This window comes from Kitasatospora kazusensis, from assembly GCF_039529945.1.
Classification (GTDB): Bacteria; Actinomycetota; Actinomycetes; order Streptomycetales; family Streptomycetaceae; genus Kitasatospora; species Kitasatospora kazusensis.
This window is the reverse complement of sequence record NZ_BAAANT010000068.1, coordinates 1-22,896: the sequence shown is the minus strand read 5'-3', so window position 1 is coordinate 22,896 and position 22,896 is coordinate 1. Positions and strand designations below refer to the sequence as shown.

The window sequence follows — 22,896 nt, the reverse complement described above, 5'->3', positions numbered from 1 at the left end:
ACCGCCCTCACCTCATCGACGGATGCCTCGCCGCCACCGGCCTGATCATGGACGGCTGAACCATCCTCAGGCCGACATCACGAATTCAAGTTCAGTACCTCGCCGGCAGTCGTGTCCCGCCATGGAAGTTCGTCCAGGATCTGCTCACCGATGTGGCAGAAGGGCGCGGCCCTCTCTGGCAAAGTGAGACAAGTCAGGCATACTGGATAATTCGATGAGTCGAGGGCGAAGAGGGAAATAGGCCGAGCAGTACGGGTATGATCACGGATTTGTGACGACCGAAGCGCTTCAGCGGCAGAGCGAGCGCATATCCGTGCATGGAACCGTATCGCAGGCGCTTGCCGAATTCTCAGATGCCGAGCTGTGTGCGCTTGTCACCGCCGCGAAGCCGCTGGGTCGCATCGGAAAGATGTCGCTGACCGAGCTCGCCGGCCATACCGTCTTCATCAAGCGAATTCCGCTCACCGAGCTGGAGCAACTGCCGGAGAACGTCGGCTCAACGGCGAATCTCCAGGGACTGCCGCTCCACAGCCACTACGGCATCGGCTCTGACGGGCTCGGTGCGTGGCGTGAGTCGGCCCTGCATGACCAGACCACCGCGTGGGTCCTCAACGGGGAACACGATGGCTTCCCGCTCACCTTCCACACACGCGTACTGCCGATATCCGCCCTACCGAGGTCCGAGATCGCCGCGCACCCGCGGCAGGCGGACATCGTGGTGTTCCTGGAAAACGTTCCCCTGACGCTCGCGGACTGGATGCGACGGCAGGCGGCCGCAGGCAGCCCGACGCTCGACCGTGCCATCACCTCCGCTGCGGCGGCACTGGAGGCCGGCGTGGCGTTCATGGGTTCGCGCGGCCTCGTGCACTTTGACACACACCGTGCCAACATCCTGACGGATGGAACACACTTCTACATCAAGAACTACTCACAGGCGCTGAGCCGGGACTTCACCCTCACCGACGAGGAACGCGACTTCCACCGCGCCCACGCGGACTACGACTGGATGCTGACCTTCTCGGAGCTCGTGAACGTCGTGGGCGACAGCCTCCAAGGACTCGGTGACGAGGCCCTGGCCGTCATCCAGCGATACGCCCCCGTTGCGGCGCGTGCCAAGGCCTTCTTCGACGGACTTGCCAACGGGCCCGAGGCGCCGCCGTTCCCCACCAAGGAGATCAGCACGTTGCGGGAAGATGCAGAGTCGGCCTCGATTCGTCGGGGCAGGTGACTCGCTGACGGGCTCGGTGATTCGCCCCTTTCGTCCCCCGTGATCGGGGGTGGGGCCTTCGCGTGTCGCTGCGGCTGCGCCCGGGTTCCGGGGGGTGTGCGGGTCCGCTCCCTCCTGCTCTCGTCGGGATACTGGCGGTGGGTCAGTTCAAGGCGGGCAATCGGCCGAGGCGCTGCCAGCAGGTGGTGAAGGCGTCGCGCCAGGGAGTTGCTCGCTGGCACCCGAGCCATCCACCGGCCCGCCCGGTACTGCGCGGGGACGAGCCTGGCCGCCTCCAGGCCAGCGGAGGGAAGCTGCCTATCCAGGTCGGCAGCAAATCGACCAGGCGGTTCGTCACAACTGACGCGCAGAATCGGCACTAGCTGTCAGCACTCCCCCGCAGCTCACGGGCACGAAGCCACTGACAACCACCTGCCGATTCCTCACTGACAGTCAGCCGCAGACCATCAGGGCGGTGGAGGAGGGCAGCCTTGCATCAGCGCCTCGCTGTCGCCGTACAGCGACGGCTGTCGGCATCCAGTAGTGCGCGGTACTGACCGGCAACCGCGTCCGTTCCTCCGCCTCATCACGGACCCTCGCCCCAGCCTTTTGGCCGCGCGGTCGCTGCGGCGGGCGCAGCCGGCAGGTCTCGGCGAGGAGCGTCACATCCAGTAGTCGGGGCTGGTAGGGGTGGCTGGGTGGTGGAACGGACGCTGAGCTGGCTGATGCGCTCGCGGCGCCTGGTGCGCGACTACGAGACGCTGCCCGCCGTGCATGAGCAGATGGTGCTGTGGTCGATGACGATGCTCATGAGCCGCCGGCTGGCCCGGTGGCGAGCGTGAACCGTCCCGGGGTGGGCTCGTCGGCCCAGCCCCGGTCGGCCAGCCGCTTCATCTTCGACCGAACTCCATCCACACTTGCCGGAACCGGCTCCAGTCCGAGTACAGCAGTGATCTCCTGACAGGACATCACTGGCTTCCCGCCGGATGCTTGTTCGGTGAGCGTGGCGAGGATGCTCCGGTAGTGGGGAGCGAGCGCGTCCATGGAAAGCGCGGGACGCCACACCGGGACGATCGAGCCCGATCGCGCGGCCCTCGGTAGGGGAACCTCGGCGGGCGCGTTCGTCGCGGGCTCCGACCCGGAAGACTCACCGGCTCCCGGGTCGGCTTCACCTGCCTGTCCGGGCCGCGGCCCGGACAGAACCTCGCCAAAGCGCTGCCGGGCGATCAGCCACTCGTGCCAGGCCGTCTCCGCTTCGGCGAGCTCAGCGAGTACCCGGTCCGCCACCTCCCGAAGCTTCTCCACGCGCTCACGCGCGGCCAGCTCCCGCTCCTCCAGGAGACCCACCACCGACGCCATCCCGGCACCTCCACCAACGAGACAACCCAACGGCCCGAGCATGCCTCGCCAGGCCGGCATCATGCCCGAACTGCGGAAACCCGCCGATCAAGTTCGGTACGACAACGGCTTCTCACCTCAGATCGCTCCCATGAATTGCCGGATAGGGCCGCACCCCACCACCCCGCCCACCTGCCTCACGGCCTACCCGAATCCGCCCTGGATCGAATTTGGGTGGAACCGTCGGCCGGTTGGGTGGTGGGGTGCGGTCCATGGAGTCGACGTGGGGTATTGAGGGATGGCATCCGCTGTGGCACACCAGGGTGACCGAAGTCGCCGCGCAGGCGGGCACACAGCTCCGGAGCCTGGTCGGCTGGACGGTCACGGGGGTCTGGGGCGTGTGGATCTCGGAGGAGGACGAGTGGTTCGCCGACCTGCCCGTCGTCCTGGAGATCGGCGGCGAGCGGGTGGTGGTGTGCGTGAACCGGCTGGAGGACCTCTCGGTCACCTGGGACACCATCGATGTCACCACCTCCCCGACCTGGTGGAACGACTGGACCCTTCAATGGCGCAGCGATGTGCACCCGGCGCTTCGGGATGTCGTCGGGCGCACGGTGACGGGAGTGGGGTTCACGGAGTACGGCCTGGGCCCGACCGATCCCGTCGGTGGCCGGGGCCCCTTGGCATGGGTACTGAGCGGCCTCGTGCTCGGGCTGGGTGACACCGGGCTGTGGATCTACAACGCGGGCGATGAGAACGGCCTCCAGGCCGGGCTGCCGCCCGAGGACCACGAATACCGAACCACCTGGCTGAGTACCGCCCCCTCCTGAGGCGGCGCCAGATAGTCGCGTGGCAGCCTTGGTGGTCGGCGGCTGGCATACGGGGGTGCGGTCGGTTACGGCGTGAGGGCGGCGCGGACCCGGGCGAGGCGGTGGGTTGGCAGTGCGAAGTGGTTGGCGGGGTTGCGATAGGAGTAGTGGCCGTCGTTGGTATGGATGCCGTCCTGGGTGGTCGTCCAGTGGGCGGGTCCGGGCTGTCCCTGTTCATCGAGGAGGAGGGCTGCGAGCTGGTCGGGGTGCTCGACGGCGGTGCGGGCGCGCGGCGCTTGCCGGACGTGCCGCCCCCTGCCTCGTTCATCCGGTCGGGGGGCCGATCGGCTGACATGGGCGGGGTGGTGGTTTCCGCACGATGGAGGCACAAGGGCGGAACACACCGAAGAAGCCCACAGCCAAGGAGTCATCCCCCATATGGCAGGTCCCTGAGTGTGCGGTTTCGGGTGGGGGGGGTTGCGGGGCGGTGCCTGGTGCGGTGGTGCCTGGCGGGCGTCAGGCGCTGGTGGTGGCGAGGGTGTCGTCGAGCCAGTCGAAGATGCGGGCCAGGGCCGTGCGCATGGCGCCGGGGTGGCAGTGGGCGCCGGCGCCCTCCGCCACGGTGAAGTGCATGAAGGTCTTGGGGCAGGCGAGGTGGTCGTAGAGCTGTGCGGGCTGGCCCTTGAAGAACTCGTCCTCCTCGGCGTCGCAGACCAGGGTGGGGCACTGGATCTTCTCGGCGATGCCGTCGGCGAGGGTGTAATCGAGGTAGGCGGCGCCGAAGGCGCGGGGGGTGTCGACGCCCATGACGTACATGCCGTGGTTGAACGCCCAGCGTGCGGTGGCGTTGTCGGCCATGACGGCGTCGAGGACGGCGTCGAGTTCGGGGGCATGCTCGGCGCGCAGCAGGCGCTCGGCCTCCTCCCGGTCGTGGGGGGTGAAGCGGATGGAGACCTGGCCGAGGTCGAAGACGCCGTCGACGGCTATGCAGGCGGCCAGCCGGTGCTCGAAGGCCGCGGCCCTGGGGGCGAGCAGGCCGCCCATGCTGGAGCCCAGCAGGGCGATGCGGCTGTTGTCGACTTCGGGGAGGGTCTCGGCGAAGTCGATGACCGGGGTGATGACGTTCTCCCAGTCTGTCCGGAAGACCAGGCCCTGGTGGTGGAGCGGTCCGGGCTGGCCGGGGCCGTCGAAGGTGAGCACGGTGTAGCCGCGCTCGACGGCGGCCAGCGCACCGCCGAAGTGCATCTCCTCGGCGGTGCCGTCGAAGCCGGAGTGCATGATCACGGTCGGGCGCGGCGTGCCGGTGGTGTCCACCCGGTAGAGGTAGCCGGGCAGGGTGGTGCCCTCGTAGGGGATCTCGACCGGCTCGATGACCGGGGTGAACAGGGCCGCAGCGGCTCGGAAGCAGGCCACGCTGCGGTCGTAGGCGTGGTCGTGGCGGGGGTCGCACGGGTGGCCGTGCAGGAAGAACTCGGCCGAGCGGTAGTAGTTGGAGGCCCGCAGGAACCCGTCCCGGGCGCTGACCTTGTGACCTGCCTTCAGTGCGCGCTCGGCCTCGTCGGCCACCCGGTCCGCGGTGGCCAGCCACTCGGTGTGCCAGCTGTCGTAGTCCCCCTCGACGATGCGCTCGCCGGTGGCGACGACCTCGCCGAAGTCGGCGCCGCCGTAGGCGATGTGGCTCATCGAGCGCAGGGTCTCGTACCAGAACTGGGTGTTGTTCGGGAACAGCAGGTTCTTCATGACGGCCTCCTCGGCGTTAAGCACTGATCTGTGCTTGTGATGAGGACTGTAGACCCTCGCGGTGCCCTTAAGCAAACATCTGTGCTTGGGGCGTAGAATGAGGAGGTGACTCCGAAACAGTCCTCCGAACGCATCCGCAAGAGCCCCGAGCAGGTCCGCGCGGCCGTCCACCAAGCGGTCATCGACCTGCTCGCCGACCCCGGGGGCGCCGAGCCCACCATTCCCGCCATCGCCCAACGCGCCGGCGTCAACCACACCAGCGTCTACCGGCGCTGGGGCAGCCGCGAGGCCCTGCTCGCCGACGTCGTCACCACCCGCCTCGAACGCAACTCACCGCTGACCGATACCGGCAGCCTGCGCGGCGACCTCACAGCCTGGGTACGGGCCGGCGTCGACAGCATCCGCACACCCGAGGGCCGCCTCCTCATCCGCGCCGTCGCCCTGTCCATGCCGGGCAGCGCCGACGCACAGACCGAGCGCGACCAGCACTTCCGGCGCCGCCTCCAGTCCATCGAGAACATCCGCGAACGCGCCACGGCCCGCGGCGAGAACCCCCCGCCCCTGGACCAGATCCTCGACCAGCTCCTCGCACCGCTCTACGTCCGGGCGATCTTCGGCATCGACCCGCCGGCCTCCGGTTACCCCGAACTCCTCGTTGGCAGGCTGCTCGGCAACAAGGACACGGCGGAAGCCATATGAACCCGCCACGCCAAACCCACCAGGGGTGACGGCCGAGGCAGGGGGAACACCAGGAATCCGGCTCCGGCCCGCAATCCTGATAGACCCGAGGCCAGGGCTTCGGCGTAGTCCGTCGTCGTCCGGTTCGTGACGGTTCGTTGGGCGGCAGGGGCGGAAGCAGGGCAGGCACGGAATTCCAAGATCATGGAGTTCTCGACGCCCCGTGACCTGCCTGGAAGACCGTGCCTGCCGACGCATCATCCCCGATTCCGCCTGCCCTTGACCAGCTGCGCGAGCAGCCCGACGTCGGGTCCGGGGAGGCGCCTGGCCTGCTGGAGCGGCTGGCCCGGGGGCCGGACCCGCGCGATCCACGCGGGGTGCGGCATGGGCTGGCCGTCGTGCTCGCGTCGACCGCGTGCGCGGTGCCGGCTGGGGCGACCTCGCTGCTGGCGGTCGGCGAGTGGATCACGGACGCGCCACCGCACGTGCTGGAACACCTCGGCGTGCGCCCCGATCCGATACTGCCCAGGCGGCTGGTCCCGGCGGAGGCGACGGTCCGACGACTGCTGGCCCGCGTCGACGGCGACGCCCTGGACCGGGCGGTGGGCGGCTGGCTCGCCGACCGTCGCCCCACGAGTCCTGGGCTGCGTGGACTGTCCGTGGACGGCAAGTCCCTGCGTGGTACAGCGAAGGCCAGGGGGCGGAAGATCCACCTCCTCGCAGCGGTGGAGCACACCACCGGCCTGGTCCTGGCCCAGCTCGACGTCGGTGAGAAGACAGGCGAGACCACCTGCTTCCGGCCGCTGCCGGACAGCGCCGCCGCACCGACCGCAAGACCGGCAAGACGACCATCGCCACCGTTTACGCGGTCACCAGCCTGACCGCCGAGCAAGCAACGCCCGCCCAGCTCGCCCGACTGATCCGGGACCACTGGAAGATCGAGGCCCTGCACCACGTCCGCGACACCACCTTCGCTGAGGACGCTCCCCCAGCCTTCGGCCGGGAGGTACCCCCACCCGATTGCGGACCGGCAACGCTCCGCGCGCGATGGCGACCTGGCGCAACCTCGCGGTCGGCGCGCTCCGGCTCGGCGGCGTCAAGAACATCGCCGCCGGGCTCCGCCGCAACGCGCGCGACGCCCGCCGACCCCTCGCACTCCTCGGCCTCACATGATCATTCCACTGCTTCAGGTTCTCCCTGCTCGAATGCGATGCGGCACCGTTCTACCTCGTCGGCCACCTGCTCCATGAACCAGCGCACGATCTCGTAGGGAACAACGTGCCCGTCAGGGCTGTAGACGTGGACAGTCGGTTCGAGGTTCGGGTCCTCGTCTGGGACAAGCGCTCTCAGCAAGGGAGCACCGCCAGGCAAGTACGCCACCGCAGCGTTGAGGTTCTCGACCTCCTCGGCCGATGCAGGAACAGCCTCGCTCAGCTCCACGGACCAGGCATCGTCGGGCAAGGCGTAGTGAAACAGCACCGCATAGTGATGACCTGCATGTTCTCGCACCTCCCATGGCATGCCAGCAGGTTGTCACAGCTGCTGGGCCGGAGTCTCCCGGGTATCCCGGCCTTCATCGGACACAGCCCGGCCACCACTTGCGGGACAACCCTCAGAGGCAGGTACAGGAACATCGCAGTCGTCCCCGGCAACGCGCGCGCCGCCTGCCGCCCTCTCGACCTCCTGATCACAAACCGGACACCCGCCGACTACGCCGAAGCCCTGCGGATGGGGGCGGGCTGACGGCGAAAGGCCGACAGCGCCGCGAGGTGGTGCGGCTGGAGGCCGCCGGGTTGTTCGCTGACGGGCTGGAGCCGCCGGAGGTCGCCCGCAGGCTGCGGGCGAGCTCGAAGTCGGCCTACACGTGGCACCAGGAGTGGACAGAGGGCGGGGTGGCGGCCCTGGCCTCACGAGACGCGAGCGGCCGGCGTGGCAAGCTGTCCGCGCACTGCCGAAGGATGGATGTCATCCGGTTGCGCCCGTTCGAGGGCGTCGGTCAGAAACCGGGGCCGCCGATGCGGTTCTGGATCGACGGCTTCGGCCTGGTCCGGTGCGTGATCTCCAGCTCCAAGCGCGCCTCGGCCGGCCGCCCGGCACCCCGCCGAGCTGATGCGGCATCAGTAACCATGCTTCCAGCATAAATGCGATGGCAAGAGGTATTCACCTCAGCTTACGCCTGCGGATGTGCCACCGTGGAGTGGGGCCGGGCACACGTCAGGCGCAGCCCGGCCGACCTCACCGCGGCCGCCCTCGACCGCCTGGAGGCCGTCGACCGCAACCGGCCCACACGCCTGCAGTACCGCCCCGGCCTCCTCAAGGGCTTCACGGCCGGCACCGGCCCCACCCCCGACACCCGGCCCCACCCTGGCGAGCCGAAGTCAGTAACGATCGGCGCCGGATCTTCACCGCAACACAGCGGGGCCCATGGTTGTGCTCTGCATGATGAGGGGGCGCCGTCACCGCTGGGTCAGTACCGGCTGGTGCTGTTACTTCTCGCCGACATTCCAGGTCTCGCCGGCCGGCGATCGCTCTCCAAACTCGCCGACAGGCGCTCTCCGTTCCCACCTGCACAGCCAGTACGGGCGTGCCCGGCCCGCTCGGCTGCCGTCGGAACTGCTGGCCGGTCCGCTGTCCTGACGGCCGGGCTCCGACGGTGCGCTCCGCCCCGGTGCCGGGGGCGCGGCGGGCGGCTGGGCAGCGGGGCAGCTGGGCGGCTGGGCGGCTGCTGGAGGTGCCAGGGCCACGGCCGGCCCGTACGGCAGCCTCCGGGCCGCCCCTCTGCGGCCCGGGACGGATCTGCCGGTGCCCGGGGGCCGCCGAACCGGTACGGGCCCGCACAGCGCCGCTCCGCGCGGACGGGCTGCGACTGCGGCGGTGGGCCGGCTGGGTCCGGTGGCGGGCGGCTGCCCGGCGGGCAGCTCAACCTCCCGCTGCGCGAAGCCCACGAGTACGCCGGCCGGCTCCGCAGCCGGCTGTCGGAAGGGCCCCGCAACGGCCTGATGGTCTCCGTGGACGCGCACAACCACTTCCACCTTCTCGACCGGGCCGGCCAGACCCACCCCCTGCTCGCCGGACAGATCGAGATCGACGGATGCCAGGTCCTGGGCCTGGGCTGGGCCCCAGGCGACCACTCCATGCGCCACCACGGCGAACGAGCCTGGAACCAGGTCTACCCGGTCACCCTGGAACGGCGCGACACCACCACCCTCCTGCGCTGGACCGTCCCCGCAGAAGCAGAAGGGTGCAGATCTTCTGAGGGTATGTAGAAGGCTGGCGTGACCTGCGCAGTTACACATAGGCCTGTCCTGTGAGGCGCCTCGCGCAGTCGGCATCCGTGCTGGTCGGCGCGACTCGTCACCAGAGCTCGCATGTTCCGGTGTCGAAATAACAGGACGTGAATCCTCCTCATCGGCCACCAGCGACGAACCTGCAGGTCACAGACCTATGGCCAACCCTCAGAAGATCTGCACCCGAGCGATATTGGGGCAAGCATTCGGGGCGACCGTGCTTGGCTCACGCAACGTCAGCGGCCTGCGCAGCATGAGCAGCCTTTGCGGCCTGGACGTTCTCGGCTGGACGGTCGGTGCCCGCCGGTGGCTGCGCACGCCGCGTCGCCCGCGTGCCACCGGCCCAGACGAGCAGGCCGACCAGTGGCAGGACCGTCCCGAACGCACAGACCCCCCGCCAGCCGTAGGCGCTGTACAGCACGCCGGTGACGCCCGACGACAGGGCACCGCCCACAAAAACGGTGGTCATGAAGACGGTGTTGAGGCGGGCACGGGCGTCTGCGCGCAAGGCGTAGACCTCGTGCTGGCTCATGACCAGGTGGCACTGCACGGCGAGGTCCAACAGCACTGCGGCAAGGCCGAGCAGCAGCACGCTGTGGTGGCCGAGACCGGCGAGTGCGAAAGCAAACGAGGCGAGCGCCAACGCCCCGCCACTGGCGACACGGCCTTGCCCACGGTCGGCGAGCCGGCCGCCGATCGGTGCTGCGGCCGCACCACCCGCGCCGACCAACGCGAAGAGCGCGATCCGGGCCTGGCTGAAGCCGTGCTCGTGGATGAGCTCGTAGGCGATGGCCGTCCAGAACACTGAGAACGCGCCGAACATCGTCGCCTGGCACAGTGCGCGGCGACGCAGCACAGGCTCGTGGCGAACCAGCTCGCCCATGCTCGCCAGCAGCGAGCGGTAGCCGACAGTGTGGTCCGGCCGGCGTTTCGGCAGCACCCGGTGCAGGACGGCGCTCAGCACGATCATCAGCGCTGCGGAGACGAAGTAGATCGCCCGCCAGTCCAGCAGGTCGGCGACCAGACTCGCCACCGTACGGGCGAGCAGGATGCCGAGCAGCAGGCCGCTCATGACGCGCCCGACCAACTTGCCGCGCTGGTCGGGCGGGGCCAGGTGGGCGGCCAGCGGGACGAGCACCTGCGCGACGACGGACGTGACACCGACCAGCACCGAGGCCGCGAGGAACATCCCGAAGCTCGGGGACACCGCGGCGAGCAACAGGGCGATCGCCGTCGCGAGCAGAGTCCGGGTCGCCAGCGTGCGGTTCTCGAGGAGATCGCCGAGCGGCAGCAGGAACAGCAAGCCGAGAGCGTAGCCGGCCTGGGTGAGCGTCACAACCACGGTGGCCGTGCCCTGGCCGACGCCGAAGGAGCCGGCGATGAGGTCGAGCAGGGGCTGCGAGTAGTAGAGGTTGGCCACGGTCAGCCCGCAGGCCACGGCCAGTACAAGGGTCAGGGCACGGTTCGTCCGCTGAGGTGCGGCCGACTCCGGTACACCCGTTATCCGATTCATGTCTTCAGTCCATCCTACCGTTGTTGCAAGATCAACTTCAGGAAGGCCGTACTGGACGAAGAAGGGTGTGCGGTACCCCCTTCCAGGCAGGATGTGGGGCTGAGCTGTTCTCCGGCACCACCAGCGCCTACTTCGAGCTGGAGGAGGCCGACGAACCCGCCGCCCGCGACGACAAGGGCCGCCTCCTGACGACCGCAGACGGCTCTCCCGCCGACGCCCCGGACCAGGCCGGGTTCCGCGCCTTCGGCAAGTCGAAGGACTCCCACGACGATCTCCCGCAGACCGTGATCGGGATGGCCGTCACGAGGGACGGGATCCCGGTCCGCGTCTGGTCATTCGCGACTCCACACCGCTGAATTACGGGGAACGCAGGCTGGGGCCACCCTGGCCCTCGACCTCCCGGCCGGCTGCTGTTCGACGCCGCCCAGCACCGTCACCACCTGCTCTCCCCCGCCCGGCACCAGCCGCACCACGACCATCACCTGCGGCACCCCGGCGCGCAGCTTCCCCTCCAGCTCCCCCAGCCGCCGCCCGGCGGCGGCCCCGGCCATCGCCGAATGTGCGCGGACCGCGTCGGCGGCCCGCTGGTAGTGGGTCCGCAGGCCGAGCCAGTGCCGGGTCTGCCCGTCCGTCCAGGTGCGCCGCCGGACGACCTGCTCGTCGTCGGGGTACTCCGCGCGGCGCCGCACCTCGGCGCCGCAGACGTACTCGTCCAGGGCGCGGCGGGCGCCGACCCTCGCACGCTCGAGGCCGAGCAGGCCGTCGGGGGGCATCGCGTCCTCCATGGCGGCTCTCCACCGGACCCGGGGCCGGGCGCGGGCGGGGCGCTCCGGGGCGCGGGCCACTGTCACCCGCCTGCCGTTCCTCCGGCCGGGGCTGGGGTGTCCGGAGCGGGGGCCGAACAAAGAATCGAACAGATATTCGCATCATAGAGGAGCGAGCACCGCTCGGCCCCGGCGGCAGCGCCTGAGGCACACACACCACTCCTGAGCCGCGGGCCGGGAGCCATGGCTCCCGGCCCGCGGCGTCCGGTACTCGTGGCAGCCGCCGGCTACCTCCCGGACGACACGGCCGGCGACAGCTCCACCATCAGCGCGGTGGTGACGGCCGGGTCAGTAGACGAACAGCTGGGTCTGGCCGGGAAGGGGCACCTGCTGGTACCCGGACGCCGAGCGGAATGCCTCAGCCAGCCGCGGCGCGGCCATGGGCGCCGGGTACAAAGCCCTCCTGATGGCTGCTTCGGTCGTTCCGGAGTGCCTCAGCAGTCTCATGAACCGACGCAGCTCGGGGTCCTGCATCACGACCGATCGCGGAGTATGGACCCGGTCCCACGCCTCCAGCCAGCGGTTGATCTCGGCCGGGGGCACGTCGCAGGCACGCACGAAGTGCTCCAGGAGGTCGCGGGACGGCTGCGCCAGCCCGCGAAGCACCAGGTTCAGCGTGCTGCGGGGCAGCTGGCCGTGACCGCCGGCCCGGCGCTCCAGCTCCCTCAGCGGCGGGCAGCCCAGCTTGCGGTGGAGGTGGACCATCGCCGTCCAGAGGTCCTTGGGGGTGTCGATCAGCGTGATGTGCATCGGCCGCTCGACGGCCAGGGCCGGAGCCCGCCCGCCGCGCGCCGCCCTCCACAGCTTGCGCAGTTCGGCCATCTCCTGCTTGTCGGCGCCGCACCCCTTCGCGTACTGCTCCACCACCGCCAGCGACGGCACCGAGTCCCCGCTCGCGGCGCGGGAGAGCCGCGAGGGGGTCATTCCGGTGGACCTGCCGAGCTCGGCGTAGGTGCGGCCGGAGCGTTGGCGCAGAACCCGCAGGTACTGCGCCAACGCCGCCGACTGCCTGGTACGCATGGTGACGGGCCGCTCGGGGCGTCCCATCGCGTCAGACCTCCTGGACGGCCAGACGCGGGAGGCGGTTCGTCCGGACGGACACGACGATGCCCACCGCGACGATGCTGGTACCGCCCAGCAGCGCGAGGATCACCGGGACGGTCACGTCGGTGAGGGCGAGAACCATCGCGATGAGCATCACGATGATGACGACGACGGTCTCGGCGCCGGACAGACCGGTCCCGCGCAGCGGCTTCGAGCCGGTCTCCACGCAGGCGGCCGCGGCCGCGGCGCGACGGTTGGTCATGAACATGGGCAAGGTCTCCTAGACGTACAGACAGAAGGGCTGACGGACTCCACCGGGGCCTCTCGGCCCGGGCCGCGCTCGATCAACCAGGGCTTGGCGTCCCTGATTTGGCGGCGACCCCGATCATCCCACTACTGCCGTGCACACCCGAACGGCTGACGGCGCGTCTGTGGCCTTTTGATGCAAAGCCGTCCAGCTGACCGCAAAGCAAAAACCGGCCGCGCACCCCCTCCCCGGGTGTCTCTGACGGAAACTCAGCAGATCTGCGGACTGGTGGACCTTTTCGCCGGACCTGGAGGAAGTGGCCCTCTGACCAGTGCTTTTCCGACATCGGGACGTCTGTTGCAGGGCGCGGGGAGGCGGACACTACCAGCTTGCTTCGACAAACCTCGGGACTGAGCCCGTTGATGCAGTTGCGTCCGGGTTCCGATTGCCCCCGGGCAGCGCCTCGTGTGACTGTGGCGAGCAGACAGGCAGTCTCCTTCGGAAGAGTGCCCTCCCTAGGCGTACACGGACTCCACCGAAGCCCCAGGGGCCCGAACGGCGAGGCGTTGGCGCGCCGACCCGTTCACCACAGGTGACGTGCGAATCCGCACGTCACCTGTTGCGTTTACGGGCCGGGGTGGACTTCGAGGGGCTTCTCGCCGGCGCGGCACGGGGCGATCACCGTGCTGTAGTGCTTGTCGAAGGTCAGCAGCGCGGGCCGGCTCAGCCGCCAGGCGAGGACGGCGTTGACGCAGTCGGCCAGGCCGAGTTGCCGGCCGAGGTGGCGGCGCATCAGATCCTCAGCCTCCGCCAGCACCTGCCGGTCGACGGCGGCGATCTGGACCTGGCCCTGCCCGGCGAGGGCGCCGAGGCGGGCAACCGCGTCGACGGCCGCCCGCTCCCCCTGCCCGGACGTGCAGGAGGTGGTCGAGCTCGGCCGGCACCAACGGGGAGACGACGAGGATGCGGGGCAGGTTGAGGGCCTTCACCCCGGCCGGGTGGAGGGCGTCGCGCCGGTTGAAGGCGCTGAGCAGCACGCCGGTGTCGGCGACCGCCAGCACCGGCGGCGCAGCGGTGGGAGGGTCACCGGCCGAACCCCTCGGCGGCGGCGGCGAAGAACCCCTGCGACGGCCCGGGGCCTGGGAGTCAGGCCGGCACCGAACCAGCGGCGCATCATCGACCAACGCCCCCACCACAGCGCCTGAGCCGCAGCCGGCGGACACACCGGCCCAGCCACAGTCGGGCCCGACCAACAGCCCACGGCGATCGAGCAGCGCATCTGGAGCGCAAGCGTGACATCGAGGGCCGAGGCACAGCGCACGGCTGCGCCCCGGCGCAGCGGTGTCAGTCAGTTGGGTGTTCATCGACCGCTGTGAGGGCCTCTTCGGGCACGTTCTCGTCGCGCGGCGTAGGGACGGGTACATCTGCTGCGGAGAAGGCGTGGCGGGGGGCCTGGGCATCTCGGCGAGTCACGGTCATCATGTCCGGGATCCACATGACGCTCGTGAAGAACGTCTCGCCGACCGCGGACAGCGGCTGGTGCCAGTCGCGACGGAATGGCTTGAGGTCCCAGTCGTTGGCGCGGGCGCGGCCGGTGGAAGCAGTGATGCGGCCGACGGTGCTGTTCGCGGCCTGCCGCATGTTGATGCCGCCGCGCTGGTAGTAGGCGGCGGAGTCTCGTGCAGCTCGAAAGATGATATTGTAAGTCTGGCCGAGGGAGAAGCTCGCCAGGGCGTCCTTGAGCGCGGTCATCGTGCCGTCGCCCTGGTTCAGGATGAGGCGGTGTTCGGTCAGCTTCCGGTCGAGGTACGCGGAGGCATCGGCGAGCGCCAGTTGGTCCCACAGGTCGGCCCACCCAGTCAGCCAGTGCTGTGGCCAAGGGCCTTCCCGGAAGACGGTGGTGAGCTCCTCCACCAGGTTGTGGGCACGCTTCGTTGTGGGGCCGGTTCCGCGGACGTAGAAGCCGGTCCGCTCGAGGTAGAAGCCGGTCTGCTTCTCGCCGTCCCACGCGAAGGCCGCGGCCGATGAGTTCGGGTGCGCAAACAGCAGGTCCCGCTGAACCAGCGCGCGGAGCAGGTCGATGTGCGCCGGCGGAGTGGCAAACGGTCGTTCCTTCGGCCAGCCCTCGACGGGGGTAGCGAAGCCTTGGTCCTCCATCGCCGGGTCGCTGAGCAGTACATGCAGGGCGACGGCTTCGGACAGTTGGAGATCCTCCGGTCGGACGACGGTGCCAGAGTCGTAGACCGTGTACTCGCTGGCGATGATCTCCGCCCGGCGCTCCCGTTCCGCCCGGGCTGCTTCCTGCTTGGCCCCCTCGATCGCCGCCTGGCAAGGCGAGCACCGGGGGCCGCTGCTGCGGGAGAGCTCGCCGAAGTGCGTCCGGGTCTTCAGGACGTAGCACTGCTTGCACTCCGGGCAGCGCAGCGCGGCGCTACTGGCGGTGCACCCTTCGATAATCCGCCCGATCTGGGCCTGGGTCAGGTCGTAGTCGCGGCGGACGTCCGCGATGGTCTGGGCCCACGAGCCGTCGTCGGCCTGCCGCCAGTAGGCCCGGCACACCGCAGCCTCAGTCTCGTCCTCAGTGCGGATGATCACGTCGATGGTCAAGTCTTCTCCTCCTTGCATAGGGGCCATCCTTCCGGGGTCTGCAAGAGCGTGTCCGGTGTTCGCGCAGAACTCGCCCATGACTTCTGTACGACGGGCGGGACAGGCAGGCTGGTGTATACGTGGCCCGCTGCAGGGAGCAGTCCGTACGGCGCAGCGGGACGGCCCTCGGATACGAACGCAAGTCCGTCGCCGTCCCGTACGGCAACTGCGAGGAGCCGACGGACGTGGAGGCCGGCGGCCAAGCCTGCCCGATCCGGTTCCAATGCGCCGGTTGCCCGTCCTACAGCCCGGAGCCGTCCTACCTGCCCGCGATCCAGGATGAGCTGATCCGGCTCAAGGGTGGCCGCGAGATCGCAGTGGTGTCCGGCGTCGCGGGATACATCATCGACGGCATGGACGGCCAGATCCGGGACTACATCAACGTCGTCGCGACGATGCGGAGCACTCTGGCCGCCCTTCCGGAGGCCGAACGCCAGGAGGTCGAGGACGCTGCCAGGCTCCTACGGAAGTCCCGAGCCGGATCTGTCACCATCGTGGCCGGAGCTGAAGCCGACCCATCAGAGGGCGATAAGAGCCAACTCGCCCTGGTTTATGTGATCGCCCCGGAGGGTTATAGGGGATTTACCGGACAGAGCTCCCTCCAGTGAGGCGGGAGTCACCGTTCGAAGCCTGCCGATGAGGCCGTCCACGCGAATTCCGCAGGAGATGGTCCGTCACCACGAGGAGCAGATCAGGACCAAGTTCGAGGAAACGGCTCTTATCGCCCTCTCAGGCAGGCGCCTTCTCCCACTGACCGTTGTCCGCCGCCACCCCACCGGAGCCGACCAGTGACCGCCGCTCGAAGCCGCGCCGACGTTCTCCGCAAAGCACGTCGGCGCGACAGCCAGCAGAAGCGGGCCAAGGTACTCGCCATCGTCGACAGCATGGCCGCCAACGGCCAGGAGATCATCATGCTCGGTGTCGCGCGGGCGGCCGGCGTCTCCAACTGGCTGGTCTACCAGCCCGAGATCAAAGAGCACATCGACAAAACACTCAAAGGCCAAGCCTCCACGACCGCCCGCGAGAAGGTCGGCGGCAGGGCTACGAGTGCGGCCAGCCTCGCCGTCGACCTTGAACTCGCCCGTGCAGAGATGCGGAATCTGCGCGAGGAGCGCGACAAGCTCAAGGACGTGGTCCGTCGCAATCTCGGCCAGCAGCTCGAACAGGCCAGCTCCAGCGAGGCTGTAGCGCGGATCCAAGAACTGCTGACGGCCAACCAGCAGCTTGAGGAACGGCTCTCCGCAGCGCTTGCAGAACTCCAAGAGGCCCGAGAAAAGCTCGAAATGACGGAGCTCGACCTCGACGGGGCCCGTGCCGGGATCGCCCAGATGATGCGGGAACAGAGCAAGTAGACCGCCCGCGCCTCATGTAGGCCAGCCAGACAATGCGGTCTACCAACCCGATCCGAGAGAGCGGGCCAAGGAACAATCGCCAGAACTGTGCGTAGGCTGCCGGGATGACGACGTATCCAGGCTTTGGAGTGCTGCTCGAGCGGCTGGTGGATCACCGGAAGCTCGACATCGGACAGCTCTCCGTGCAGGCCGAGGCTGAGGAATCCGAGCTTCAGGCAGTGCTCAACGGCGCGACGCCAGACCTTGAGCTGCTTCGGCGGCTCGCGCCCGCGCTCGGCCTGCAGACTGCAGACCTGTTCGCCGTCGCAGGAATGCCGATACCGGAGCATCTCGCACCGCTGGACGCGACGGCTGGGCGGCTGGTCCCCCAGCTGGTCGAGCGGGCAGTGTTTCTGCCTCCGGACCGCCGGAGCGAGTTGCTTCGGTACGCCCGGTCATTGCCGCAGGAAGACCGCACAGTGCCTGTTCGAACCCCGCGATCGCACGAGCAGTACCAGCTCAGCTTCGGCGCCGTACTCCTGCACATGCTCGCCAACCGAAACCTCGACTGGGTGAGCTCTGCCAAGGTCCTGTACCTGCTGTCCGGGCTGTACGTGAGCGCGTCAACGATCGGTGGGGTCGGGCACGGCAGGGTGGAGCTGGCCCGCGACCTGCTGGCCGACTTCGCAGTCGTACTGGGCATCCGGGTCGGCGACCTGGCCGCCATGGCCGGCCCTGCCGTCGAGGTCAACGCCCGGCTTGGCGAGCATATCCAACGGCAGCATTCAGCCGGGCCCGACATGGCCGAACTGATCGCGGAGCTCCGGCGGCTCAGCTTTGATCAGGTCCGGCAAGTCGGTGTCGAGGCCGGAACCGAGCTGCGGTGACCGGGCTGAACAGCGTGCGCGGACCGTCTGAGAACCCAGAGCTCTGGGCGTTCCTGGAATCACTGCACCGTGGCGAGATCCTTTCCGGCACGGTCGCGGCGATCGAACGGTTCGGCGTGTTCGTAGCGCTGGACGACGGTCCCGACCACTCCGTCTTCCCCGGCGTCGGGTTCATCACGATCCCCGAACTGTCCTGGCGTCGATTCGACGCTGCCTCGGACGTCGTTCAGATCGGACAGCGCGTTTCCTGTGAGTTCCTCCAGTTCGACACATGGAATCTGGAGGCCAGACTCTCCTTGAGGGCGACGCAGCCGGACCCCTTCCAGGCATTCGCCGACCGCGTTTCGGTGGGACAGAAACTGCATGGCCGGGTCACCAAGCTGGTCCCATTCGGCGCCTTCGTTCAGGTCGCCGACGGGATCGAAGGACTGGTCCATCTTCGAGAGCTCTCATGGACGCCCGTGGAAGCTCCAGAGGATGTCGTCCGCGTCGGCGACGAGATCACGGTCGTCACAACCGAAATCAACCGGGAACGACGCACGCTGGCTCTCTCGCGACGACAGGTCTCACCCAACTCCGGGTGACTACCGCTGCGTTCCTGCCCCCCGGTTCCCCCGCGCGTGTTCAGGAGCACCATCCGCCTGCGGGCGTGAGGGGCGATCCTGCCTGAGCACCGCGAGCTTATGGGTGGTCACGGCACTGGACGTTCAGCCGTTCCCAGAGAGGCAGCTCCAGGACGCCCAGGTCGTCCCAGACACAGACCTCCAGGGTCGTGAGGTACCCCCCGAATGCGAAGATCATCGCCTCCCCGATGTACTCACCGTCGGCACTCTGGATACTTCCGTCCGCTACGACCGGGCTTCGCTGCACCACCGGCCCCGCCGCGACGGCCTCCTGGTCCACTCGCAGATCCACAGTTGGACACCCGCACGTACATCCGGGCTTCATCGACACATGGGGTATCTGTGCCTGGTACGCCCGATCCACCTCAGTGCCTCCGGCCAACAGCAACTGCAAGGTTCGGTGGACATCCTCACTGAGCGGTTCCCACGCTTCTGACACACCTTCTCCTGACTGCTGGGTATCGACGTCCCTCAGTAAACAAGGTCGTCCAGCTTCACGCTGCCGGCACCAACGTTCCTCGGCTCCGGCGTCACGTCGCCCTGCGGCCGCCCGTCACAGGGCTTCAACGATGGAACCGTCGGCGGTGGCCCACTCACCCGTCACCGAGAAGAACTTGCCTCATGTGACAGAACACCCGATTGTCTGCCGACCTGCGAGATCAGGTTGACAACCATAGAGAACCTGGATCTCCGTGAAGTATTTGTACAGCCTCAACGTCACGGACACCGAGGGGCAGGCGCTGTCCGACATGCTCGACACCTGCGGCCAGTGACCGTCGAACCGTCCGTCGAGCGCTACACCGCCGAGGTGACCGCGGGACCGGGCGGAGTCATGACCGAGGAGGTCGGCGCGGTCACCGGTGACCTCACGGTCGTCACGACCTCCTTCCCGGGAGGCCGGGCGTGGGTCGCCGCCCAGTACACGGGCGCTGGCGAGTGGTACACCCTCGGCGGTTGCCCCGTCACCGTCCCGGACGGGCAGCTGGAGCACTACCACCAGCGGGTCCTCGCCACGGTGAAGGCCGGCGGCGAAGCCGGGGCACCAACCTGACCGGTGGGCTCCCGGAAGATCCCCGTCCCTTCTGGGAGCCCACCACTCGAACCGCGTGCACCCTGGACACGGCCTGGGTGTGTCCCCCGGCCCAGTCCCACCGCAATGGGTCGCCGACCCGTGCCCGCCCGTCGGCCCCGAACGCTCTGGTCTCCGTGGGCAGCGTGGCGCCGTCGGTCAGTTCCCCTCCAGCCGGTGATGTCGGGCAGCAGGCCGTCCAGGGTCCGGCGACCGGTTCGCGGTAGGGGTGGCCGGCCCGGGGTCGTCGTGGTCGGCGTCGTAGACCCGGCTGCGGGGAGACGACCCCGGACGGACGGCGACCTGTCGCAGCACGGCCCACGAGCCGGACCGGGCACAGCCAGGCCCACCAGGACGACGGGACAGCGCAGCAGGACGACGCCGACAGGACCGCGAGGCCACCACACCAGCCCGGGGCCGGGGCAAGTGCAACACGGCCACTAATCGCCTTCCGGGCGCGCTGATCGGCAGCGCTTTGAGTCCACTGCGTTCCCTGCCATCATCGCCGGTGTCAGTCTGCTCAGGGTGGGAGGGAACTGGTGGACGCTCAGATTCGGCTGTCGGGCGGGGACGAGATCGCGGAGACCGCCGCGTTGTGGCAGTGGCTGCGCGGCGAACGCCAATTGGCCGGCCGGATCCGGGCGGTAACGCCACCCCCCGGCGAGGGCGAACTCGGCGGTGCGGTGGAGCTTCTGAGCGTGGCGCTCGGCTCCGGGGGAACGGCCGCGGTGCTCGCCGGCTCGCTGAGCACATGGCTGCAGAGCCGGCGCTCAGGAGTGAAGATCACCGTGACCGGCCCGGACGGCACGACCACGACGGTGGAGGCGGACAACCTCAGACCCGACGAGGTGCTGCCGCTGATCACCCGGGTGCTGAGCCGCGAAAATGGCTGAACTGCCCGACCGGTCGGATTCCCGGGCGATCCTGATCGGCACCGGTACCTACCAGAACACCGGCTTCCCGGCGCTGCCGGCCGTCGCCAACAGTCTCAGGGGCATGGCGGGCATCCTCACCGAGCTGGGCGGCTGGCCCGAGGACCGGGTGACCGTACTGGAGGACCCGAAGGACGTCCGCAAACTGGTCCCGGAGCTGCGCGAGCTGATCACGCAGACCGAAGGCGCACTGTTCCTGTACTACGCGGGCCACGGAATCGTCCTGCCGAACGGCCAGCTGTGCCTGGCACTGGCCGACACCGTTCCCGAGAACGCCGACGTCGACGGGCTGACGTACCAGAAGGTCCGTGACCTCCTGCTCTACAGCCCCGCCCGGGTGATCGCCGTGGTGCTTGACTGCTGCTACTCCGGACGGGCCGTGACGGTGCTTTCCGGCCCCGGCGACGGATCCCTCGACATCACGGGCGTGTACACCCTGGCCGCGTCCACCGGCCGGGCCCACGTCGTGCCGCTGGAGGAGCAGACGCACACCGCCACCTCCTTCACCCGGGAGCTGATGGGACTGGTCCGCGCCGGAGTCCCGGCCGGGCCCGCCCTGCTGACCTTCGGAATGCTGTACAAGCACCTGACCCGCCGGCTGAACGCGCTCGGCCTGCCGGAGCCCGTCCAGGGGAACACCGACACCGCCCACGGCTTCCTGTTCGCCCGTAACGTGGCCCACGTTCCCGTGGTCCGCGCGGTCGAGCGCTACGCGCAGGCGATGGCGAACGCCTTCGCGCCGTGCCGGGAGCGGGGCATCACCGAGGGGTACTTCGCGCAGTCGCTCTATCTGTCGCACCAGACGCTGGACGGCTACCTGAGCGGCCGCCGGATCGCGCCGGAGGACGTGCTCCTCGACTTCCTCGACCTCCTTGAGGAGCAGGGCTGCAGGCTGGACACCGCCGCCGCGCAGCAGCTCTCTGAGATCCGCGCCGCCGCCGAGGCGGCCATTGCCTCGGACCCCGACCAGGGCGCCGTGCTCCAGGAGTACAACCGGGAGCTGGCGGCCGAGGCCAGGGACCTGCGCATGGTGCTGGCGCGTGAGCGGGCCGGGCACGCGCAGGCGGCCGGCGAGGCGGACGAGAAGCTGAGCCGGCTGAGCTGGCTGGCCCGGCAGGTGGAGAAGCAGCGGGAGCAACTCGTCCACGCTGCCGATCTTGTCCGCAAGGTCGAGACCGAGAACCAGACGCTTGAGGCCAGACTGGTCGGGATCCGCTCCGAGGCCGACGAGGTCGCCCACGAACTGCGGATGCTGCGGGCGCAACTGACGAGCCCGGTCGACGCGCCGACGCGGACCCGGGCGGCGGAGGCTGCCCTGGTCAGCGCCGCGGTCGCACCGACCGCGGCCGGCGCGACCGACCCGGTACGGCCTCCGCCGGCTGCGGACCCGCGGAGCGGCGCTACGGGTGACCCAGGCGCAGCGAACCGCCCGTACGAGTGGCGGCCGCTGCCCCGCCCCGCGTCGGGCGGGTCCGACTCGGACCGTCCGTCCACGCCGCCGCGCGCGTCGCGGTTCCCCTCGCTGTCGGCCCTTCGGAAGAGAAAGGCCACGGCCGCGGCCCAGCGCGCCTCGGCCAAAAGGAGGAAGGCTGCTGCCGCGGCGCAGTGCGCCGAGGCGGCACGGCGTGCCGAGGCGTCCAGGCGCACCCCGACGCCCCGGCTCAGGAGAGGCATCGCCTGGATCGGCAGCGGTCACGAAACCTGGTACCTGCTGGCATCGCTGCCGGCCGCCACCGCCGGGGCGGTCATGGTCTTCCCGATCGGCTTCGCGGCCCGGAGGTCGGCCTTGGAGATCCACCAGAAACTCTCCGACTACATCGGCACTCTCATCATCGCCCTCATGCTCGCGATCATGGCTATCGCGATATTCTCCGCGGTGCTCAATGCGACGGTACACATGGCCCTGCGGCCGACGTCCTGGAACTTCTTCAACAGCCGGTTCCGCTACGAGGACGAGCCCTGGCGCCGCATCACCTACGGGACCATGACGGCCGGAACCCTGTGCGGGATCCTCGTGCCCATTCCGTCCTGGGGCGTCATGGCGTTCGTCGTCGCCGTCCTCGCCTATGCCACGTCCATAGCCCTGGGACTGCTCACCTGGGGTGTCCGCCGCATCCTGGACCTGGTCTTCTGACCGGTACTGGTCGGTTACCCGGCCACGCCCGGTCGGGACAGTGCGGAGCGAAGGGCCCGGCGCACGCCGGAGGTGAGGCTCGGGGTGCCGGCCTGGCGGGACCCGCAGCAGATGCTGGGCGGACTGGTCCTCAACACCATGGCGGGGGCATTCTGCTCGTGCTCGGCGCGTTGTGGGGGCACCTGCACATAGCCGTCAGCTGGCGGTGACCGGCCTGTCCGGGGCCGGCTGACGTCAGATCCGCCCGGTGACGGCCAGGGACTCCCCGGTCTGCCAACCTTCTTTCAGTTCGTCCCGAAGATGCACAGCCGTTGTGATCGCGCCTGCGACCACTGTTATGTGGGGCGCGGGGTCCGGAAATGCCAGAGGTGACGTGCATCGCTGCACGTCACCTCTGGTGGGGGGTCTGCGCGGCAACGCTCGCCCTCTCGAAGTCACTGGCTCGGTGGAGTCCGTAACGCCTAGATGTTCATCTAGGGCCTGTTTCAGAAGTGGGCTTGATCCGCTTTGACGGACACCTGAGATCAGGGGCTTCGGCCCCGGAAGGATGATGTCCATCATGGAGAGCATGGGGAAGAAGAAGCCGC

The 22,896-nt window shown here is 69.1% G+C and carries 24 protein-coding genes and 1 pseudogene; 16 read left to right on the top strand and 9 right to left on the bottom strand.

Features of this window, described 5'->3' with window-relative positions; all coding sequences use genetic code 11:
• Window positions 1-271: 271 nt before the first annotated feature.
• Both ABD330_RS30555 and ABD330_RS30550 read left to right on the top strand, forming a co-directional pair.
• Window positions 272-1,228 carry a protein kinase family protein gene (locus ABD330_RS30555; protein WP_344469549.1) on the top strand — a complete coding sequence of 319 codons (957 nt, stop codon included), beginning with the start codon at window positions 272-274 and terminating at the stop codon, window positions 1,226-1,228.
• Between the two features lie 680 nt (window positions 1,229-1,908).
• On the top strand, window positions 1,909-2,049 hold the full coding sequence (locus ABD330_RS30550; protein ID WP_425555701.1) for a hypothetical protein: 141 nt from the start codon (window positions 1,909-1,911) through the stop codon (window positions 2,047-2,049).
• On the opposite strand, the gene ABD330_RS30545 is transcribed toward ABD330_RS30550, so the two are convergent.
• Window positions 2,015-2,566, bottom strand: coding sequence for a hypothetical protein (locus tag ABD330_RS30545; protein ID WP_344469548.1), 552 nt, complete (start codon window positions 2,564-2,566; stop codon window positions 2,015-2,017). The two genes, ABD330_RS30550 and ABD330_RS30545, sit on opposite strands and share 35 nt — an antisense overlap.
• Before the next feature lie 302 nt (window positions 2,567-2,868).
• Between ABD330_RS30545 and ABD330_RS30540 the strand changes: the two genes are divergently transcribed.
• Window positions 2,869-3,375: a hypothetical protein gene (locus tag ABD330_RS30540; RefSeq protein ID WP_344469547.1), complete on the top strand. Its 507-nt coding sequence runs from the start codon at window positions 2,869-2,871 to the stop codon at window positions 3,373-3,375.
• A 495-nt stretch (window positions 3,376-3,870) separates the two neighbouring features.
• Here the strand turns inward: ABD330_RS30540 and ABD330_RS30535 are convergent, their stop codons facing one another.
• Window positions 3,871-5,094, bottom strand: coding sequence for an alpha/beta hydrolase family protein (locus tag ABD330_RS30535; RefSeq protein WP_344469546.1), 1,224 nt, complete (start codon window positions 5,092-5,094; stop codon window positions 3,871-3,873).
• Window positions 5,095-5,199: 105 nt separating this feature from the next.
• Between ABD330_RS30535 and ABD330_RS30530 the strand changes: the two genes are divergently transcribed.
• The 3 genes from ABD330_RS30530 (at window position 5,200) to ABD330_RS30520 (ending at window position 6,945) form a co-directional block, all read left to right on the top strand.
• Window positions 5,200-5,793 carry a TetR/AcrR family transcriptional regulator gene (locus tag ABD330_RS30530; protein ID WP_344469545.1) on the top strand — a complete coding sequence of 198 codons (594 nt, stop codon included), beginning with the start codon at window positions 5,200-5,202 and terminating at the stop codon, window positions 5,791-5,793.
• Between the two features lie 221 nt (window positions 5,794-6,014).
• A complete protein-coding gene (locus tag ABD330_RS30525; RefSeq protein WP_344469544.1) occupies window positions 6,015-6,653 on the top strand; it encodes a transposase family protein in 639 nt (212 codons plus the stop codon).
• A 139-nt stretch (window positions 6,654-6,792) separates the two neighbouring features.
• Window positions 6,793-6,945: a hypothetical protein gene (locus tag ABD330_RS30520; RefSeq protein ID WP_344469543.1), complete on the top strand. Its 153-nt coding sequence runs from the start codon at window positions 6,793-6,795 to the stop codon at window positions 6,943-6,945.
• Here the strand turns inward: ABD330_RS30520 and ABD330_RS30515 are convergent, their stop codons facing one another.
• Window positions 6,946-7,293, bottom strand: a complete 348-nt coding sequence (locus tag ABD330_RS30515) for a hypothetical protein (RefSeq protein ID WP_344469542.1) — start codon at window positions 7,291-7,293, stop codon at window positions 6,946-6,948.
• Here ABD330_RS30515 and ABD330_RS30510 point away from each other — a divergent pair.
• Entirely contained in the window at window positions 7,185-7,913 is a 729-nt protein-coding gene (locus ABD330_RS30510; RefSeq protein ID WP_344469541.1) for a helix-turn-helix domain-containing protein, read from the top strand. The two genes, ABD330_RS30515 and ABD330_RS30510, sit on opposite strands and share 109 nt — an antisense overlap.
• An 867-nt stretch (window positions 7,914-8,780) precedes the next feature.
• Complete coding sequence (locus tag ABD330_RS30505; protein ID WP_344469540.1) at window positions 8,781-9,038, top strand: hypothetical protein; 258 nt, start codon at window positions 8,781-8,783, stop codon at window positions 9,036-9,038.
• Window positions 9,039-9,285: 247 nt separating this feature from the next.
• On the opposite strand, the gene ABD330_RS30500 is transcribed toward ABD330_RS30505, so the two are convergent.
• A complete protein-coding gene (locus ABD330_RS30500; protein ID WP_344469539.1) occupies window positions 9,286-10,572 on the bottom strand; it encodes an MFS transporter in 1,287 nt (428 codons plus the stop codon).
• Window positions 10,573-10,676: 104 nt separating this feature from the next.
• Here ABD330_RS30500 and ABD330_RS30495 point away from each other — a divergent pair.
• Window positions 10,677-10,910, top strand: a pseudogene (locus ABD330_RS30495) (IS1634 family transposase); the annotation flags it as partial.
• Here the strand turns inward: ABD330_RS30495 and ABD330_RS30490 are convergent.
• The 5 genes from ABD330_RS30490 to ABD330_RS30470 form a co-directional block, all read right to left on the bottom strand.
• Window positions 10,905-11,357 carry a hypothetical protein gene (locus tag ABD330_RS30490; RefSeq protein ID WP_344469537.1) on the bottom strand — a complete coding sequence of 151 codons (453 nt, stop codon included), beginning with the start codon at window positions 11,355-11,357 and terminating at the stop codon, window positions 10,905-10,907. The pseudogene ABD330_RS30495 and the gene ABD330_RS30490 sit on opposite strands and share 6 nt — an antisense overlap.
• A gap of 327 nt (window positions 11,358-11,684) precedes the next feature.
• Window positions 11,685-12,443 (bottom strand): helix-turn-helix domain-containing protein, encoded by a 759-nt coding sequence (locus tag ABD330_RS30485; protein WP_344469536.1) that lies wholly within the window; start codon window positions 12,441-12,443, stop codon window positions 11,685-11,687.
• A 4-nt stretch (window positions 12,444-12,447) separates the two neighbouring features.
• Window positions 12,448-12,708, bottom strand: a complete 261-nt coding sequence (locus tag ABD330_RS30480; RefSeq protein WP_344469535.1) for a hypothetical protein — start codon at window positions 12,706-12,708, stop codon at window positions 12,448-12,450.
• Between the two features lie 604 nt (window positions 12,709-13,312).
• The gene (locus ABD330_RS30475; protein ID WP_344469533.1) at window positions 13,313-13,480 is read right to left on the bottom strand and encodes a hypothetical protein; all 168 of its coding nucleotides are present in this window, start codon (window positions 13,478-13,480) and stop codon (window positions 13,313-13,315) included.
• 551 nt (window positions 13,481-14,031) lie between these two features.
• Window positions 14,032-15,294: a hypothetical protein gene (locus tag ABD330_RS30470; RefSeq protein ID WP_344469532.1), complete on the bottom strand. Its 1,263-nt coding sequence runs from the start codon at window positions 15,292-15,294 to the stop codon at window positions 14,032-14,034.
• A gap of 119 nt (window positions 15,295-15,413) precedes the next feature.
• Here ABD330_RS30470 and ABD330_RS30465 point away from each other — a divergent pair, with 119 nt between their 5' ends.
• The 7 genes from ABD330_RS30465 (at window position 15,414) to ABD330_RS30435 (ending at window position 22,309) form a co-directional block, all read left to right on the top strand.
• Window positions 15,414-15,941: a hypothetical protein gene (locus ABD330_RS30465; protein ID WP_344469531.1), complete on the top strand. Its 528-nt coding sequence runs from the start codon at window positions 15,414-15,416 to the stop codon at window positions 15,939-15,941.
• A gap of 180 nt (window positions 15,942-16,121) precedes the next feature.
• Window positions 16,122-16,685, top strand: coding sequence for a DUF6262 family protein (locus ABD330_RS30460; RefSeq protein WP_344469530.1), 564 nt, complete (start codon window positions 16,122-16,124; stop codon window positions 16,683-16,685).
• Between the two features lie 104 nt (window positions 16,686-16,789).
• Window positions 16,790-17,551, top strand: coding sequence for a hypothetical protein (locus ABD330_RS30455; RefSeq protein ID WP_344469529.1), 762 nt, complete (start codon window positions 16,790-16,792; stop codon window positions 17,549-17,551).
• Complete coding sequence (locus tag ABD330_RS30450) at window positions 17,548-18,135, top strand: S1 RNA-binding domain-containing protein (RefSeq protein ID WP_344469528.1); 588 nt, start codon at window positions 17,548-17,550, stop codon at window positions 18,133-18,135. Before ABD330_RS30455 ends, ABD330_RS30450 begins: the two co-directional genes overlap by 4 nt.
• 808 nt (window positions 18,136-18,943) lie before the next feature.
• Window positions 18,944-19,225, top strand: coding sequence for a hypothetical protein (locus ABD330_RS30445; protein WP_344469527.1), 282 nt, complete (start codon window positions 18,944-18,946; stop codon window positions 19,223-19,225).
• Window positions 19,226-19,782: 557 nt separating this feature from the next.
• The gene (locus ABD330_RS30440; protein WP_344469526.1) at window positions 19,783-20,136 is read left to right on the top strand and encodes an effector-associated constant component EACC1; all 354 of its coding nucleotides are present in this window, start codon (window positions 19,783-19,785) and stop codon (window positions 20,134-20,136) included.
• Window positions 20,129-22,309, top strand: a complete 2,181-nt coding sequence (locus tag ABD330_RS30435; RefSeq protein ID WP_344469525.1) for a caspase, EACC1-associated type — start codon at window positions 20,129-20,131, stop codon at window positions 22,307-22,309. Before ABD330_RS30440 ends, ABD330_RS30435 begins: the two co-directional genes overlap by 8 nt.
• Window positions 22,310-22,896: the final 587 nt, after the last annotated feature.